This is a genomic window from Streptomyces sp. PsTaAH-124 (assembly GCF_000373685.1).
Lineage (GTDB): Bacteria > Actinomycetota > Actinomycetes > Streptomycetales > Streptomycetaceae > Streptomyces > Streptomyces andamanensis.
Genome location: NZ_KB892202.1, coordinates 16,340 through 32,484 on the forward strand (window position 1 = coordinate 16,340; position 16,145 = coordinate 32,484).

The 16,145-nt window shown below is 75.6% G+C and carries 11 protein-coding genes; 1 reads left to right on the plus strand and 10 read right to left on the minus strand.

Annotated elements, in window-relative coordinates; translation table 11 throughout:
• Positions 1–15 precede the first annotated feature (15 nt).
• The 4 genes from B086_RS0129980 to B086_RS0129995 form a co-directional block, all read right to left on the minus strand.
• Positions 16–621 (minus strand): GTP-binding protein, encoded by a 606-nt coding sequence (locus B086_RS0129980; protein ID WP_018570129.1) that lies wholly within the window; start codon positions 619–621, stop codon positions 16–18.
• A 64-nt stretch (positions 622–685) separates the two neighbouring features.
• Positions 686–1,081: a DUF742 domain-containing protein gene (locus B086_RS0129985; protein ID WP_018570130.1), complete on the minus strand. Its 396-nt coding sequence runs from the start codon at positions 1,079–1,081 to the stop codon at positions 686–688.
• 9 nt (positions 1,082–1,090) lie between these two features.
• Positions 1,091–1,525, minus strand: coding sequence for a roadblock/LC7 domain-containing protein (locus B086_RS0129990; protein ID WP_018570131.1), 435 nt, complete (start codon positions 1,523–1,525; stop codon positions 1,091–1,093).
• The gene (locus B086_RS0129995; protein WP_026252907.1) at positions 1,522–4,545 is read right to left on the minus strand and encodes a nitrate- and nitrite sensing domain-containing protein; all 3,024 of its coding nucleotides are present in this window, start codon (positions 4,543–4,545) and stop codon (positions 1,522–1,524) included. The genes B086_RS0129990 and B086_RS0129995 overlap by 4 nt, the downstream gene beginning before the upstream one ends.
• 418 nt (positions 4,546–4,963) lie before the next feature.
• Here B086_RS0129995 and B086_RS0130000 point away from each other — a divergent pair, with 418 nt between their 5' ends.
• Positions 4,964–5,533, plus strand: coding sequence for a hypothetical protein (locus B086_RS0130000; RefSeq protein ID WP_026252908.1), 570 nt, complete (start codon positions 4,964–4,966; stop codon positions 5,531–5,533).
• Between the two features lie 97 nt (positions 5,534–5,630).
• Here the strand turns inward: B086_RS0130000 and B086_RS0130005 are convergent, their stop codons facing one another.
• From B086_RS0130005 to B086_RS0130035, 6 genes are all read right to left on the minus strand, one after another.
• Positions 5,631–10,301 (minus strand): hypothetical protein, encoded by a 4,671-nt coding sequence (locus tag B086_RS0130005; protein ID WP_018570134.1) that lies wholly within the window; start codon positions 10,299–10,301, stop codon positions 5,631–5,633.
• A gap of 131 nt (positions 10,302–10,432) precedes the next feature.
• Positions 10,433–11,326 carry a hypothetical protein gene (locus B086_RS0130010; protein WP_018570135.1) on the minus strand — a complete coding sequence of 298 codons (894 nt, stop codon included), beginning with the start codon at positions 11,324–11,326 and terminating at the stop codon, positions 10,433–10,435.
• A 103-nt stretch (positions 11,327–11,429) separates the two neighbouring features.
• Positions 11,430–12,956 (minus strand): hypothetical protein, encoded by a 1,527-nt coding sequence (locus tag B086_RS0130020; protein ID WP_018570137.1) that lies wholly within the window; start codon positions 12,954–12,956, stop codon positions 11,430–11,432.
• A 104-nt stretch (positions 12,957–13,060) separates the two neighbouring features.
• Positions 13,061–13,756: a GntR family transcriptional regulator gene (locus tag B086_RS0130025; RefSeq protein ID WP_018570138.1), complete on the minus strand. Its 696-nt coding sequence runs from the start codon at positions 13,754–13,756 to the stop codon at positions 13,061–13,063.
• Positions 13,757–13,812: 56 nt separating this feature from the next.
• Positions 13,813–15,006 carry a glycosyltransferase gene (locus B086_RS0130030; RefSeq protein ID WP_018570139.1) on the minus strand — a complete coding sequence of 398 codons (1,194 nt, stop codon included), beginning with the start codon at positions 15,004–15,006 and terminating at the stop codon, positions 13,813–13,815.
• Positions 15,003–16,136 carry a glycosyltransferase family 4 protein gene (locus tag B086_RS0130035; RefSeq protein ID WP_018570140.1) on the minus strand — a complete coding sequence of 378 codons (1,134 nt, stop codon included), beginning with the start codon at positions 16,134–16,136 and terminating at the stop codon, positions 15,003–15,005. The genes B086_RS0130030 and B086_RS0130035 overlap by 4 nt, the downstream gene beginning before the upstream one ends.
• Positions 16,137–16,145 lie beyond the last annotated feature (9 nt).

Sequence of the window (16,145 nt, forward strand, 5' to 3'; positions counted from 1 at the left end):
CGCGTGGACGTGGCCTCAGCCGGAGACGGCCCGGCGGCGGGCCGCCGTGTACGCCATGGCGTGCTGGACGACGCCGATCAGGGTCTCCTTGGCCGACTCGCGCTCGCGGGCGTCGCACAGCAGCAGGGGGACGCCGTCGTCCAGGTCGAGCGCGTCCCGTACGGTCCGCGCCGGGTAACGGGCGGCTCCCTCGAAGCAGTTGACGGCGACGACGAACGGGATGGCCCGGCGTTCGAAGTAGTCGACGGCGGCGAAGCAGTCCTCCAGGCGGCGGGTGTCGGCGAGCACGACCGCGCCGAGCGCGCCCTCGGACAGCTCGTCCCACATGAACCAGAACCGTTCCTGCCCGGGGGTGCCGAACAGATAGAGCACCAGGTCCTCGCGGAGCGTGATCCGGCCGAAGTCCATGGCCACCGTGGTGGTGTGCTTGCCCTCCACCCCGCTGACGTCGTCGACCGGGCGGCCAGCCTCGGTGAGCAGTTCCTCGGTGCGCAGCGGCCTGATCTCGCTGACCGCGCCGACGAGGGTCGTCTTGCCCACGCCGAAGCCGCCGGCCACCAGGATCTTGAGCGTGAGGGGCTCGACGGGCGGCTTGCCGCGCTCGGAACGCCCGAAGATCATCGAATTCTTCTCCTGCTCGGCATGGGTCTCTTCTCCGGCCTGGGCCGGCCGGCCGCCGGGACGCTCACAGCGCCCGCAGGCCGTTGATCACATCACGCAGCACACTCTCGTCCGGCAGCTCGGCCGGGGGCACCGGCCGGCTCACATGGACGTACTCCTGGTCCACGAGGTCTCCGATCAGGACCCGCACCACGCCGATGGCGAGGTCGAGTTCCGCGGCGAGTTCGGCGACCGACTGCGGGGTGCGGCGGCACAGCTCGACGATGTCCACATGCTCCGGGGAGAGCGAGTGGTCCTCCTCCGCGTCGTCCACGTGGGGTTCGGTGACGACGACCGCGATCAGGTCGAGGCGGTGCTGTGCCGCGTGGCTGGTACGGCCCCGCGTCATGGCGTACGGGCGGACCACGGGTCCGGCCTCGTCGTCGAACCAGTGGCTGGGTGCCTGACCGTCTCCGTTCATGTCATCCCACTACCCGCCGGCCGGCAGGTCGGTGCGCGGGGCGGCGCCCAGGTGCTCTCCGACCCGCTTGACCAGGAGGGTCATCTCGTAGGCGACCTGGCCGATGTCGGCGTCCGCGTCGGCGAGCACCGCGAGACAGCTGCCGTCACCCGCGGCGGTCACGAACAGGTACGCGTCGTCCAGTTCGACGAGCGTCTGCCGGACGCTGCCCGCCTCGAAGTGCCGGCCGACGCCCTTGGCGAGGCTGTGGAAGCCGGAGGCCACGGCCGCCAGGTGCTCGCTGTCCTCGCGGGTCAGGTCCTTGGACACCCCGGTCGCCAGGCCGTCCCCGGAGAGCACGACGGCCTTGCGGATGCTCGCGACCCGGTCCACGAGGTCGTCGAGGAGCCAGTTCAGTTCCTTCTTGCCGGTGGCGGTGTGGCCGGTCGCCTTCGGTGCGGTCATCGACCGTCCCCCTTAGTCGTTCGTGGTGCGGTGCTGCCGTCGTGGGCGTCGTCACCCACGGCGTTCTCCTCGCGGCCGCGCCGCCAGCCGCGCTGGAGCGCGGCCATCCGGTCGCGTACCTCGTCGGCGTCCCGTTCGTCCGGTTCGGCCCGGGGCCCGGTGCGCGGCGCGGGAGTCTGTCTGAGCTGGGGGGCCAGGCTCGCCTGCCGGACGCGGCGGGGCAGCGCCCCGGCGCCGGCGGGCGGTCCGTCCGGGCCCCCGCCGGTCCGCCCGGTCGCGGCGGTCCGCCCCGCCGTGGCGGTCCGGGCGGTGTCCGCGGTGTCTGCGGCGTCCGCTGTGACGTCTGCGTCCGCAGCGGCTGCCCTGACCGGTGTGGCCTGTGTGGCCCGTGCGACCGGTGTGGCCGCCGTGGCTTCGATGCAGTCCGTGCCGTCCGTGCCATCTGTGCCGTCCCGGTCGCCGGGGGCGAGGGCGGCGCGGCGGGCGCGCTGGGGAAGGGCGGGAGGACGCCCGCTCTCCCCGCTCGCGCCCGCCGGAGCCCGGGGAGTGTCCTGCCCGGCGCGGGGGTCCGGCTCGGTGGTGCGCGGCGGCGGTGTGCCACCGCGGCGGCGGGTCGGCAGTCCGGCGGCGGCAGCGGGCTCGGTGCGGCCGGTCCGCGCGGTGTCCTGCCGGTCCGCGCCGTCGCGGCGGGACCGCGCCTCGGTCACCGGGCGGCCGTGGGAGCTGACCAGCTTGGGCGCCCGGCGCCGGGTGAGCGGCACCGGGCCGTCCGGGCTCTCGTCGCCGGGTACCCGGTCCGCCGTGCCGCGCGGGCCGGTGCCCGCACCGGGACCGTCCGCCCGGCGCGCGGCGGGCTCGTTCGGCTGCGGCCGGGACGCGGACCGGGGCCGGAACAGGCCGCCGCGCTCGCTGTCCTCGTCGCCGAGGGCGCCGGGGAACTCCTCGAACCCCGCGATGGCGTCCAGGTCGACGGGCGCCTCCAGTTCCACCGGTCCGTCCAGCAGCGACACGGGCAGGCCGGGGAGCGGGACGGGGTTCTGGGAGAGGGCGGCCCGGCGGCTCTCCTCGGAGTCGGCGGCCTTGGCGGCGGGCCGGTCGAGGCGGAAGCCGATGCCGTTGGTGTCGGGGACCTCGTCGGTCAGCAGCGCGTCCGGGATGAAGACCACCGCCGTGGTGCCGCCGTACGGCGACGGCTGGAGGGACACGCGGACGTTCTGCCGCTGGGCGAGCCGGCTGATCACGAAGAGCCCGAGCCGGTCGGTGTCCGACAGTTCGAACTCGGGGGTCTCGGCGAGCCGCAGGTTGGCGTCCAGCAGCGCTTCGGCGGACATGCCGAGGCCCCGGTCGTGGATCTCCAGGGTGAACCCGTTGGCGACCCGCTCCCCGACGACCTGCACGGCGGTGTGCGGCGGGGAGAACACCGTGGCGTTCTCCAGGAGTTCGGCGACGAGGTGCGTGAGGTCGGCGACGGCGGGGCCGGTGAGGGCGACCTTGGGGAGCCTGCGGACCTCGATGCGCTCGTAGTCCTCGACCTCGGCGACGGAGGCGCGGACGACGTCCATCAGCTGCACCGGCTTGCGCCACTGCCGCGACGGGGCCGCCCCGGAGAGGATCACCAGGCCCTCGGCGTGGCGGCGCATCCGGGTGGTCAGGTGGTCGAGGCGGAACAGGTCGGCGAGTTCCTCGGTGTCCTCGGTCCGGCGCTCCATGGTGTCCAGGAGGGTGAGCTGCTTGTGCAGCAGGACCTGGCTGCGGCGGGCGAGGTTGACGAAGACCTCGGAGACACCGGCGCGGAGTTCGGCCTGCTTCACGGCGGCTTCCACCGCGGCCCGCTGGAGGGTGTTGAGGGCCTGGCCGACCTCGCCGATCTCGTTCTTGTCGTACTCCAGGCGGGGCGCCTCGGTCTCCACGTCGACCTGTTCGCCCGCCGACAGCCGGCGCATCACGCCGGGCAGGCGGACGCCGGACGCCTCATGGGCCTCCAGCCGCAACTGGCGCAGGTCGCGGACGAGTCCGCGGCCGATGCGCACGGAGAGGTAGAGCGAGAAGAGCAGCGCGAGCAGGCCGAGGACACCGGCGACGGCGGCCTGGAGGATGACGCTCATGGCGACCGGTCCGACCCGGTCCTCGAAGCGGTCGTCGGCGCGGTCGCCGATGGTGCCGAGGTCGGCGAGCGCGTTCGCCGCGGCGTCGTCCCAGCTCTTGGCGCTCACCCCGTGCGGCGTGCCGGACGTGGTGGCGGCGGCCGCCTGTTCGGCCGTGCGCAGCGGGGCGGAGGCGGCGTTCACCCAGAAGCTCTGGTAGCGGCTCCGCTCGGCGGCGGGCAGCAGCGGCAGGTTCACCTCGTACAGCAGGGACCGCTGGGCGACGAGGGCCGAGACGCCGCGGGCCTCGTCGCGGGTGACGGTGCCGACGACCAGGGAGGATCCGAGCAGTGCGTCCTCGCGGGAGAGGAGTTCGCGGGCGCGGTCGAGGTCGACCAGGGCGCGGTACTGCTTGTCCAGTTCGGCGTCGTCCACGACCCGGAGCCCGGCGAGCAGGCCGAAGCAGGGGTCGACCAGGCGGTTGTAGAGATCGAGGGCCTGGCCGCGGCGGACGGTGCCGTCCTCGACGCTGCGGCGCAGGGAGTCGAGTCCGTCCAGGGCGTCCAGTACGGCGGTCAGCCGGCCGTCGTCACCGGCGCCGAGCGCGCCGCGGACGTCGCCGTCGTTCGCGTTCCGGCGGAGTTCGCCGACGGCGCGGTCGGTGGCGGTCCGGCTGCGCCGCAGCGCGGCGAGTCCGTCGGCGGCGCGCGGGTCGGCGAGATGGACGAGGGTCTGGCGGCGCTCCTGCTGGAGGACGCGCACCGTGTCCTCGGTGGGGTAGACGACCTTCTCCACCACGGTCGACGAGTCGAAGAGCCGGCCGGCCTGCCGTCCGGTGATCAGTGTGGCGAAGGCCCAGACGGCCGTCAGGGAGAGCAGCGGCACGAGAAGAAGCGCCACGATCTTCCGGCGGATGGACTTCCCGCGAAAGCGCATGGCCTCCCCCAGCTCGACCCCCTCCGTCAGGGGGTACACATGTGCGTCAACAAACGGCGCGAGCCTACTACCGACACACAGGTAACTCGAAGGGGCGGCCGGAGGGCGAACGTCCGCATCAGCGGCACCAGAGGGCGAGTTGTCCGGGCATTGCGGGAGATGACGGCCCGGAACACGAAACTGACAGGCCATCGGAACAGGCCGGACGCCCTGATCGGTTGGCCGAGATCGTTCCCTTTCCGGGAATCTTCACGACGTGCCGTTCGTCCTACTCCATGAGGCATGGGGCGGAATCGGCCACTGGGGCCGCGGCCCGCACCCGTGCGGCGTAGAACAGCGCAAGCCGGGCAGCCAATGGGGAGCCGGTTCTTCGGGCACCGGGGCGAGCGGTCTGCTGGCGGTGGGGAGTGACGGGTTGATGGGCACGGCGGGGCGGCGCGCGGAAGCGGCCGACAGTGCTGCGGCGCGCGGGGTACGGGCGGGGTGGGCGGCCTGGGAGGCATCCGATCGGGACATTCCGGCGGCCCGGGGCGAGCGGCACCGCCATGGCGGGCGAGCGGGCGCGGCGTACGAGGGCGGGCCGGAGCAGCGGCCGGTGTACAAGCCGCTGTGGATCGAGGAGCCCGCGCGGCGGCGCAGGATGCCGGACCCGGTGCGCGAGGCGGCCGTGCGCGCGGTGCTGATCATCGCGCTCACCCTCATCCAGGCCGTGGTGGCGTTCCTGTGCACGCTGGCCGGGTCCTGGCTGGCCTTTCCCATGGTCATCAGCGGTGTGGCCAGCACGGTCGTGGCGACCTGGGCCGCGCTGGACGTCTGGGTGACCCGCCAGGTGTGGAAGCAGCGCAACGGCGTCGTCTCCACGCCGAGCAGCACCGCGCGGGCCCTCAGGCGCGAGCGGCGCCGCGCCCGGCGGGATGCACGGGCCGCGGAGCGCGCCCAGGAGCGCATACGCCGCCAGGGCGGCGCGGGACGGCTCTCGCACCCCTAGCGGCCGTGCCGCACCCCTGGTGGCCGCGGCGCACCCCGGAGGCTCCCGTGCTCCGGGGTGCGCCGCGGGCCCGGCCGGTCAGGCCCGTCAGGCCATGTCAGGCCGGGCGGCGGTACATCCGCGTCGCCGTGATCTCGCTGTGCGCCGCCTCGTCGCCCGTGGGCTGCTCGGGCAGACCGGGCCGCAGATGCTCCTCCACGCTGATGTACTTCAGTCCGGCGCGCAGGTCGGCGTCGTTGCGCAGTCGGATCACCAGCGGGAACTCGGCGAGCGCGGTCGTGTCGAACAGGCCGGTGGTGTAGAGGAGCTGCACCCCGAGCGCGTCCGAGACGGCCCGCTGGAGCTCCAGCAGATAGGTGGCGTTGGCGCGGCCGATGGGATTGTCCAGGAACAGGGTGCCCGCGTGGCGGTGTTTGTCGCGGCCCCGGTCGTTGGAGCGCAGCGCCGCCATCGTGCAGTACAGGGCGATGGCCGCGGTGAGCAGCTGGCCGCCGGAGAAGACGTCACCCATCTGCCCGACGGGGACCCGCTCCGCGCGCAGCACGGCGTCCGGCTTGAGGATCTCCACGGCGATGCCCTTGGGGCGGAGCGCGGCGGCCACTCCGCGCAGCAGCAGGGACATGCCGTCGCGGCGCAGGTCGGAGTTCTTCTTCACGGCGGCGCGGGTCGCCTCGTCGATGACCTCGCCGAGCCGCTCGGTGAGGGTGGCCTGGTCGGGTTCCTCGAAGCGGATGCGCAGGAACTCCTGCCCGGACCACTCGCCGAGCCCTTCCGGCAGGCGGGACAGGCGCTGGGCGGAGCGGAGCGTGGCCAGCGCCGACTCCACCAGGCCGCGCAGCCGGTCCACGATCGAGTCGCGGTTGCGCTCCAGCTGGGCCAGTTCGTCGGTGAGGACGCGCAGCCGGGGCGCGAAGGCCTCGGCCCACTTCTGGGCGTGCTCGGGCAGGGCGGCGGCGGGCAGTTCGCGGATCTGCTGCCGGGCGGGGGTGCGGACCTGCTCGTAGCGGGTGGAGTTGGCGTGCCGGACCAGGATGTCGCTCGCCTCGCGCACGGCGGACTCGGCGGCGGACAGGTCGGCGGCGCAGCCGCGCAGCGAGCGGCGGGCCTCGGCCGCCGCCTGCCGGGCCTCCTCCGGGCTGCCCGGGTACGGCTCCGGCTCCTCCTGCTCCTCGTCGCCGCTCGGCTCGCGCAGCAGGTCGCGGAGCATGGCGGCGATCTCGTCGAAGCCGCCGGCCGCGTCCTCGGCGGCGCGGTGGGACTCCAGCAGCTCGCCGTGGGCCTCGCGGGCCCCGGCCAGTTCCCCGGTGTGCGTGGCGAGTTCGCCGGTGGCGGTGCGCAGCAGGGCCTGGGCGTGCTCGGCGTCGCGCGGGAGCAGGTCCTCGGGCAGCTCGGTGTGGGTCCCGCCGTCCTCGGGTGCGAGGCGTTCGGCCTCGCCGCGCAGCCGCCCGAGCTGCTCGCTCGCGGACGACATGCGGGTCTCCAGGAGCTGCACCAGTTCCTCCGCGCGGGCGGCGGCGGCCTGCCGGGAGGGTCCGTCGGAGCCGTCGGGTGACTGGAGGAGCTGTTCCGCGCGGGTGCGGACCTTGTTGCTGAGCCGGTCCAGTTCGGCGCGGGCCGCGCTCTCGTCGCTCTCGGCGCGGGCCTGTTCGGCGCGCAGGTCGGCGCCGACGCCGACCTTCTCGTACACCTGGGAGGCGGCGCGGTACGCCTCGCGCAGCGCGGGCAGGGACGCCTTCGGCGTGTCGTCGTCGCTCTCGGGCACGTCGTCGGGGGCGCCGGCGATCTCGGAGCGCTCGGCGCGCAGCGCGCGGGCGGTGCGGCGGGCGTCGTCGGCGGCGCGCTGGGCGGCCCGGCGGTCCTCGTCGGCGGCGCGGGCGCGGTCCAGGCAGCTCTGGGCGCGGGCCTCCGCCTCGGCGCTCTCGTCGGCCAGTTCGCGGAGTCTGGCCTGCCAGCCCGCGCGTTCGCGCAGCCGGAAGGCGAGTCCGGCGAGGGCGTCGGCGGCGCGCCGGGCCTTCTGGGCGCTCTCCTGGCGCTCGTCGCGCACGCGGGTGGCCTCGGCGGCGCTCTCCTCGGCCTCCGCGCGGACGGTCCGTGCCTCGGCCAGCTCGGCCTCGGCCTCCTCGGCGAAGGCGCGGGCCTGCTCGGCCGCCGCGGTCAGTTCGGCCAGCCGCCCGGCGGGGCAGCCGGTGCGCCAGGAGGCGAGCCGGGCGGCCAGTTCGCGGTCCTTGCCGAGCCTGGCGGCGAGCCCGCGGATCTCCTCGTCCCGTTCGGTCGCCCGCGCGCGCAGTGCCTGCCGTTCCTCGTCGGCGGCGTGTTCGTCGTGCATGGCGGGGTTCGGCGGGACCAGGAAGACGCCGGTGGCGGTGTCGTCGGCGGCCGGGGTGGGGGCGAGCAGAGCGGCGGCGGTGCCGACGGCGACGGCGGAGCGGGGCAGCAGCGCGGCGTCGGCGAGGGCGTCGCGGGCGCGGGCGTGGGTGTCCGGGTCGGTGATGATCACGCCGTCGACCAGTTCGGGCCGGGCGGCCAGGACGCGCGCGTGGTCGGCGGGGTCGACGGCCTGGGCGAGGTAGCGCCAGCCGGGCAGGGCCGGGATGCCGTGCTCGCCGAGGAACTCGACGGTGGCCAGGACGTCGGGGCCGGGCGGCAGCAGGCCGCCGTCGCCGAGCGCGCCGAGGATCCGGGAGTCGTCGGCGGCGGCGGTGCGCAGGTCGAACAGGTGCCGTTCGGCGGTGGAGACGGCCTCGTCGAGCAGGGCGCGCAGGTCGTCGGCGCAGCGGTCCAGGTCCTCGGGGCCGAGGGGGCCGTCGGCGGGGTGACGGGGCTCGGCGGCGGGGGCGCCCGTCTGGGCGGCCGGGGCCGCCGTTCCTGCCGTGTCGTCGGGGCCGGTGCGCGGGCCGGGGACTCCGACGCGTACGGGCGGGGCGGCGGGCAGGCTCAGCAGCTCGGCGAGGCGGGGCTCGGCGGCGAGGGCCTCGGCGGTCCGCCGTTCGGCGTCGTGGGCCCGCCCCGCGGCGGCCGCCGCGTCGGCGGCGCGGGCGGCGGTGAGTTCCGCGCGGGACTCCGCCGAGGCGGCCTCGCGGGCGTGTTCGGTGGTCCTGCGGGCGACCTCGCGGGCCTCGTCCCAGGCGGCCACGGCGGTCTTCTCGGCGTCGCTGGCGGCGAGGGCGGCGCGGGCCGGGTCGGCGTCGGGGGCGCTGTCGTCGAGCCAGCCCGCGCGGACGGCCTCGGCGGTCTCCTGCTCGACCTCGGTGAGCCGCTGGCGCAGGTGGCCGGTCTCGCTGCGGGCGCGCTGCGCCTCGGTGGCGGCGGCGGTCGCGTCGCGGTGGGCCGCCTCGCCGGTCTCCTGGAGCCGGGCGGAGCGCTCCTCGCCCTCGTTGGCAAGGGTCTCGGCGCTCTGCGCCGCCGTGTGCAGGGCCCGTACGAGGTCGACGGCGGCCTTGGCGCGGGCGGCCAGGGCGGGGGCCGCGTCCCGTTCGGCCTCCTGGATGGCGGCGGAGACGCGGGTGACGCGGTCGGCGGCGGCGCGGTGGCGCAGCACGGCCTCGGCGGCCTGCCAGGCGGAGTGCAGGGTGCGGGCGTCGGCCAGTTCACGCTTCTGCGCCGCGGCGGTCTTCTCGGCGGCGGCCAGGGCCAGCGAGGCGTGCCGGTAGGCGAGTTCGGCGGCGATCAGCGCGCTGCGCTCGCGGGCGCCCTCGCGGTGGGTGACGGCGTAGGCGGCGGCGGTGACGCGCTGGGCGAGGTCGGCGGCGCGCAGCCGCTCCCGGACGGCGCGGGCGGAGAGCCGGCGGGCCAGGGTGCGGGTGCGGCGCTCGGCTCCGGTGTGGATCTCACGCGCGCGGCTACGGGCCTGGGCGGCGTCGACGATCCGGCCGAGGAGGTCCACCGAGCCCGCGGTGAAGTCGCGTTCGGCGATGAGTTCGGCGCGGCGGCCCAGCTTGTTGCCGAAGCCGCTGACGAGGTCGGCGAGTCCGTCGGTGTCGCGGGTGTCGGTGACGGCGCGCAGCAGCAGGTCGGTGAAGTCGGAGTCCTTCTTCACCGCGAACAGTCCGGCGGCCTCGCCCTCGTCGGCGTTCATCTCGCGCTGGTAGCGGAAGAGTTCGGGGTCAAGGCCGAGGTCGCCGAGGTGCTCGATCCAGCGGTCGTGGATCTCCTCCCAGTGGACCTCCAGGTGCGGGTACGCCTTGCCCGCCTCGGTCAGGGCGTCGCGGAAGCCCTTCATGGTGCGGCGCCTGCCCTGGGCCCCGGAGGTCCCCTCCGCGGAGGGGCGCACGGAGGTGGCCTCGGCGACCGGGAGGTTGTCCAGGGTGAGGCCGGGGCCGGGCCGGAAGGAGTACCACGCCTCGGCGAACTTGCGCGGGTCGTTGGAGACCTGGCGGCCGCGCCACTCGCTGACCTTGCCGACGACGACGCACTCGCCGGTCAGCACGTGCTGCCACTCCAGCGCGACGTGCCCGCAGTCGTCGGCGAGCAGGAACTTGCGCAGGACGCCGGAGCTGGCGCCGCCCAGGGTGTTGCGGTGGCCGGGCAGCATCACGGAGAAGATCAGCTTGAGCAGGACCGACTTGCCACCGCCGTTCTCCAGGAAGAGCACGCCCGCGGGGGCGGGGCGGCGCGGCGGGCCGACCGGCTCGTCCTCGAAGAACTCCGCCTGCGTGGGCGCGGGGTCGGGCACCGGCTCGCCCACTCCTCGCAGGTCGAGCACGGTGTCGGCGTAGCGCGCACCGGCCGGACCGATGGAGTAGAGGCGGACCCGGGACAGCTCGTACATGGCGGACTCTCGTCAGTCTTCTGGCAGTTCGGGGGGGGTGGTGCGGGAGCGGCGCCGGTCCGGTGCCGGATCAGCGTCGGCTGCCGTGTTTCAGTACCGGCGCGTTCTGCGCGGGCTTGTTCTGTGCTGGTTCATGGCTGGGCGGGGCTGTGGAAGGGCAGTCCGGCGTCGGCCACCAGTTCCAGGTCGTCGGTGTCCTCGGCGGGCAGCAGGCTCGGCGTGCCGTCGGTGACCGGGACGACGCCGAGGTCGAGCAGTTCGGCCAGGGCGGCGGCGCCCGCCATGTCGCGTACCTGGAGCTGGTAGCGGGCGGTGGTGCGGTAGGTGCCGCCGCTCTCGTCGCCGGTGCGCTGGAGGAACCCGGAGTCGGTGAGGAACGCCAGCGCCTTGGCGACGATGCCGGTGGTGGAGGCGGCGGGGCGGCGGGCGTCCTTGGTGGCGCCGGTGGCGCTGCGCCGGGCCCAGATCCGCCAGGCGGCCTCCAGACCGGGCGCGTCGGTGACGGGGTCGGTGTTCTCGCCCTGTTCCTCGGCGCGCTCCTCCAGGCGGCGGCAGGCCTGGCGGACGAAGGCGTCGACGCCGTTGACCGTGACCCGACCGATGTAGGCGTCGTCGGCCAGGTCCTCGGGGCGTGGGAAGGCGAGGGCGGCCACGGCGAGGTGGGCGAGGCCGTGCAGGAAGCGGTCGCCGGAGTCGGCGGCGGTCCGCCGGGCGTAGTCGCCCATGCGGACGGCGAACACCGAGTCCTCGGCGGCGGTCACCGCCATGCCCGCGCGCGGGGACACCTCCAGGACGACCAGTCCGAGTCCGGCGGCCACGGCGTCCGCGAGGCGGGCGAAGGCCGGGTCCTCGCGGTGGCGGCGGAGCAGGTCGGCGTACTCCTGGTCGCGGGCGGGCTGGAGCTTGGGTTGCAGGCCGAAGGCGACGAGCCGGGCCGCGTCGGCGGCGTCGGCGGGGGTGACGGCGCCGGAGGGCTGCGGGGCGGGGGTGGTCTCCGCCTCGCTCCACTCGACGTGCTCGCTCACGGCTGGGGCTCCTTGTCGATGTCGGCGCCGGCGGCACCGGCGACGCTGGTGGTACTGGCGGCACCGTTGCCGCAGGGGTCGCGGTGGTCGCCGTCGTGCGCGCTCATGCTGCTTCCGTCCGGTCCGCAGCCATTCCGGCGGCGTCCAGCAGCGCCGTCCCGACGATGAGGTCGGCGCCGCCGAACTCGGGGTCGTCCAGTGCGGTGCCGTCGTCCACGGCGAAGAGCAGCTGCTGCTCGCCCTGGCGGTAGGCGGTGCCGACCGGCGGGCTGGCCGCGTGCACGGCCAGCAGCGCGACCAGGTAGGGCAGGTCGGCGTCCGTGCGGCGGGCCTCGGCCAGCAGCCCGGACAGGCGGCGCGGGGCGTCGGCGGGCAGGTCGAGCAGTTCCATGGCGGCGGCGAGCTGCTCCTCGCTGAACCGGCTGTCGTCCGGGGTGGCGATCAGATCGGGCTCGGGCATCTCGGCGCCCAGGTGCTCGCGCTCCACGGGCGGGGTGAGCAGGATGTCGACGAGGTCGGCGACGCGGACGGAGACCGGCGTGCGCAGTCCGGTGCCGCGCGCGAAGAAGGCGTCCGTGACGCGGAGGGCGTCCTCCAGCGGCAACGGGAGCGTGGGTGCGAGCAGATGTCCGTAGAGGTCGGTCCCGGAGGTGGACAGCGGGGTGGCGAACGCCTGCCGGTCCTGCTCGGCGCGGAAGAGCGGACCCGCCTCCAGCAGCCGGGACTGGAGCTGGGTGTGGCGGCGGATGCAGTCCTTGACGATGTCGACGAGCTCGGCGGCGCGCCGCTTGTGCTCGGGCTCCTCGGTCTCGTCGCGGGCCTTGCGGATGTTGGTCAGGATCGCGTTCTCGTGGCGGTAGCGGTCGGCGACGTGGTCGAGGGCCTCGGCGATCATGTCCGGCACGGCGCTGAGCCAGTCCACCGCGCGGACGTTGCGCCGGGTGGCGTCGAGGGCGCGGCGCAGGGTCTCGGAGTACTGCACGGTCCGGTAGCGGGCCTGTTCTGCGGCGAGCTGGGCGTCGGCGAGCCGGCCGCGGCTGATGAGCACCTCGAGCTTGACCTCGGCGGCGATCTGGGCGCTGGTGACGTCGGTGTCCAGCGCGCCGACCAGGACGTTGACCGCCTCGTCCGTGGTGCGCAGATAGACGCTGCCGCCGGGGCCGGGGACCTCCTCGATCAGCTTGAAGTCGTAGTCCCGGCGGACGTAGCTGCCGTCCTGCGCGAAGGTGCCGTAGACGGCGCGGAAGCCCCGGTCGGCGCTGCCGACGTTGATCAGGTTCTCCAGGACCCAGCGGGCCACCCGCTCGTGCTCGGCGGCGGGGCGGCGCGGGGCCTGGGCGGCGACGCGCGGGACGAGCCGGGCGACGATCTGGTCGTGGTCGGCGCCGGTGTCGAAGTCCATGTTGAGCGTGACGAGGTCGATGGCGGCGAGGGCGACCTCCGCCATGCCGTACACCGAGTACTCCCCCGCCAGATTCGCCTTGCGGGTGTCGAGGTCGTGCAGCGGCGCGGTGCAGGCGAGCGCGCGCAGCCGCCGCGCCAGTCCCTCGTCGGCGGCCGGGCCCGGTGCGGGGCGCGGCCCCGCGCTGAACTGGGGCGGAACGCTGTCCGTCGGTGCAGGCGAAGTCACGGTGCACAGACTAGGTCCTCGGTCTGACATCGTCCCAAACGGCGCAGACGCACCCCGGCGCGCGGCCCGCGCCCGCAGTCCGGGACGGTGACCGGTGCGCCGCGCTACGCCGGTGCGCCGACCCGCCGCCGGTACACCTCGACGACCTTGTCCAGCGAGTCGTCGAGGTAGACCGCCAGCTCCTGCTCGGCCGCGTGCCGGTCGCCGCCGCGCAGGATGTCCAGGAGGTGCTGGTTGCGGGTGAGATAGGGCTCGTGCAGCCGCTGCGGGTCGTCCACGACGTGGAAGGCCAGGCGCAGTTCGGCGAAGACGCTGCGCATCAGCTCGTCGGTGCGCTCGCTGCCGGCGAGGGCGACCAGTTCCCGGTGGAAGTGGATGTTGGCGGTGCCGAGCGTCTTCCAGTCGGCCTCGCGCGCGGCCCGCGCGCCCTCGGCGACGGCGGCGGCCACGCCGTCCAGGGCGTACGGCGGCTCGCCGAGGCCGCGGACGACGGCGCACTCGACCAGCCGCCGGGTGCGGTATATGTCCTCGACGTCCTCGACGGTGAGCACCCGGACGAAGACACCGCGGTTCAACTCGTGCACGAGCAGCCGCTCATGGGTGAGCAGCCGGAACGCCTCCCGCAGGGTGTTGCGGGAGACGCCGAGGGCGCCGCCGATGCCGTCCTCCGACAGCCGGGTGCCGGGCGGGAAGAAGCCCTCGGCGATCCGGCTCCGGAGAATGTCCGAGACCCGCTCGGCGGTGCTGGTGCGGCCCAGCAGGGCGCGGTCGTCGGCCAAGGGCGTCAGCTGGTCTCCCATGCGCGGAATTCAATCGCAGACAGGAGGACGAGACAACAGGCGTATTGCGGGATCGCTCAACGATCGGGCACCTCACGATCCGGCGTCTCACGAGCGAGCGCCGCACGGGCGAGCGCGGGCGCGGGCGGCGCGTCGTGGGCCGCGAGGAAGGCGGCAGCGGCGGCGGGCCAGCCGAAGCGCTCGGCACGCGCGCGTGCCCGCCCCCGCCGCTCGGGACCGGCGAGCGCGAGCAGGGACTCCACCGCGTCGGCGAACGCCTCGCCGTGGTCGGCCGCCGTGGCCCCGGCCGCGCCGATCACCTCGGACAGCGCGGAGGACGCGCTCGCGACCACCGGAGTGCCGCAGGCCAGCGCCTCCAGGGCGGCCAGCCCGAACGTCTCGGCGGGTCCGGGGGCCAGGCACACGTCGGCGGACGCCTGGAGCGCGCTCAGCAGCTCCCGGTCACCGACGTGCCCGAGGAGGACGACCGGCAGGCCACGCGCACGCGCGCGGTGTTCCAGGCGGCCGCGCAGCGGGCCGTCCCCGGCGATCACCAGCACCGCCCGCACTCCGCGCCGCCGCAGTGCCTGGAGGGCGTCCAGCGCGATGCCCGGCCGCTTCTCCACCGACAGCCGGGAGCACATCAGCAGCAGCGCCTCGTCCCCGCGCGCGTGCCGGGCGCGCAGCCCCGCGTCGTACCGCCCGGGATGCCGTTCCGCCAGGTCCACCCCGAGGGGGGCGCGGACGACGTTGCGCGCGCCGATCCGGCGGAACTCGCGCTCGGCGAACCCGGTGGTGCACACGACCCGCGCGTAGGCGTGCGCGGTACGGGTGTTGACGGCGTCGGCGGTGCGCCGGGCCAGGTGCTCGGGCAGGCCCCAGGTGCGCAGCACCCCGTCGGCGCTCTCGTGGGAGACCATGACGGCCGGGATCCGGGCCCGCCGCGCCCATCGGCCGGTCCAGCGCAGGGTCGTGCGGTCGCAGACCTCCAGGCGGCCGGGGGCCAGTTCCTCCAGGAGGGCGGCCAGCCGCCGGCGGTCGGTGAGCACGCGGTAGCCGCCGGTGCCGGGCAGCGGCGGTCCGGGCAGGGTGATCACGCGGCCCTGTGCGGTCTCCCGGTCGGTGTGCCGGTCGGCGGGCACGATCAGGACCGGTTCGTGACCGGCCGCCCGGTAGCCCTTGCCGAGTTCGCGCAGCGCGGTGCGCAGTCCGCCGGAGGCCGGGGTGACGAAGTTCGCGAGCCGGACGATGCGCAGCGGCCCGGCGCTCACGCCGCCACCGCCGTGCGCCGGGCCGCGAGCACGTCCTCGTAGTGGCCGATGAGCCGGTCGCCGACGGCGGTCCAGGTGCGGCCCTCGACGGCCGCGCGGCCGGCCGCCCCGTACGCGGCGCGCCGGGCGGGCGAGGCGGCCAGCGCGCGGACCGCGTCGCGCACGGCCGCGGCGTCGCCCGGCGGGACGAGCAGCCCGGTGCTGCCGTGGGCGACGAGGTCGAGGGGGCCGCCGGCGGCGGGCGCCACCACCGGTACCCCGCTGGCCATGGCCTCCTGCACGGTCTGGCAGAACGTCTCGAACGGGCCGGTGTGCACGAAGACGTCCAGCGAGGCGAAGTACCGGGCGAGCTCCGGGCCGGTGCGGGGGCCGGTGAAGAGGGCTCCCGGCAGGGCTCCGGCCAGGTGCGGCCTGCTGGGCCCGTCCCCCACGACCACCACCCGGACCCCGGCCAGGCGGCAGACCTCCGAGAGGAGCCCGATCCGCTTCTCGGGGGCGAGCCGCCCGACGTAGCCGACGATCAGTTCGCCGTGCGGGGCGAGCGCACGGCGCAGGGCCCCGTCCCGGTGGGCGGGGTGGAAGCGGACGGTGTCGACGCCGCGCGGCCAGAGCCGGACGCGGGGCACGCCGTGGGCGCGCAGGTCGCGCACGGCCGCGCCGGAGGGGGCGAGGGTGCGGTCGGCGGCCGAGTGGACGGCGCGCAGCCGCCGCCAGGCGGCGGCCTCGCCGGTGCCCACGTAGGTGCGGGCGTATCCGGCGAGGTCGGTCTGGTAGACGGCGACGGCCGGGATGCCGAGGCGGGCGGCGGCGGCCATGCCCCGCGCGCCGAGCACGAAGGGCCCGGCCAGATGCACCAGGTCGGCGCGGTGCGCGGTGAGCGCCGCCGCGACCCGTCGGCTGGGCAGGGCGACACGGACCTGGGGGTAGCCCGGGAGCGGCAGGGAAGGGATCCGGACGGTGCGGACGCCGGGGCACTCCCCGGTCGGGCCGGGACCGCCCGGAGCGGCGGCCGGGGCCACGACCAGCGGGTCGTGGCCGCGTTCGGCGAGGTGGCGGGCGGTCTGGTGGGCGCAGTGGGCCACGCCGTTCACATCGGGCGGGTAGGACTCGGTGACGATGACGACACGCATACCCGGGTT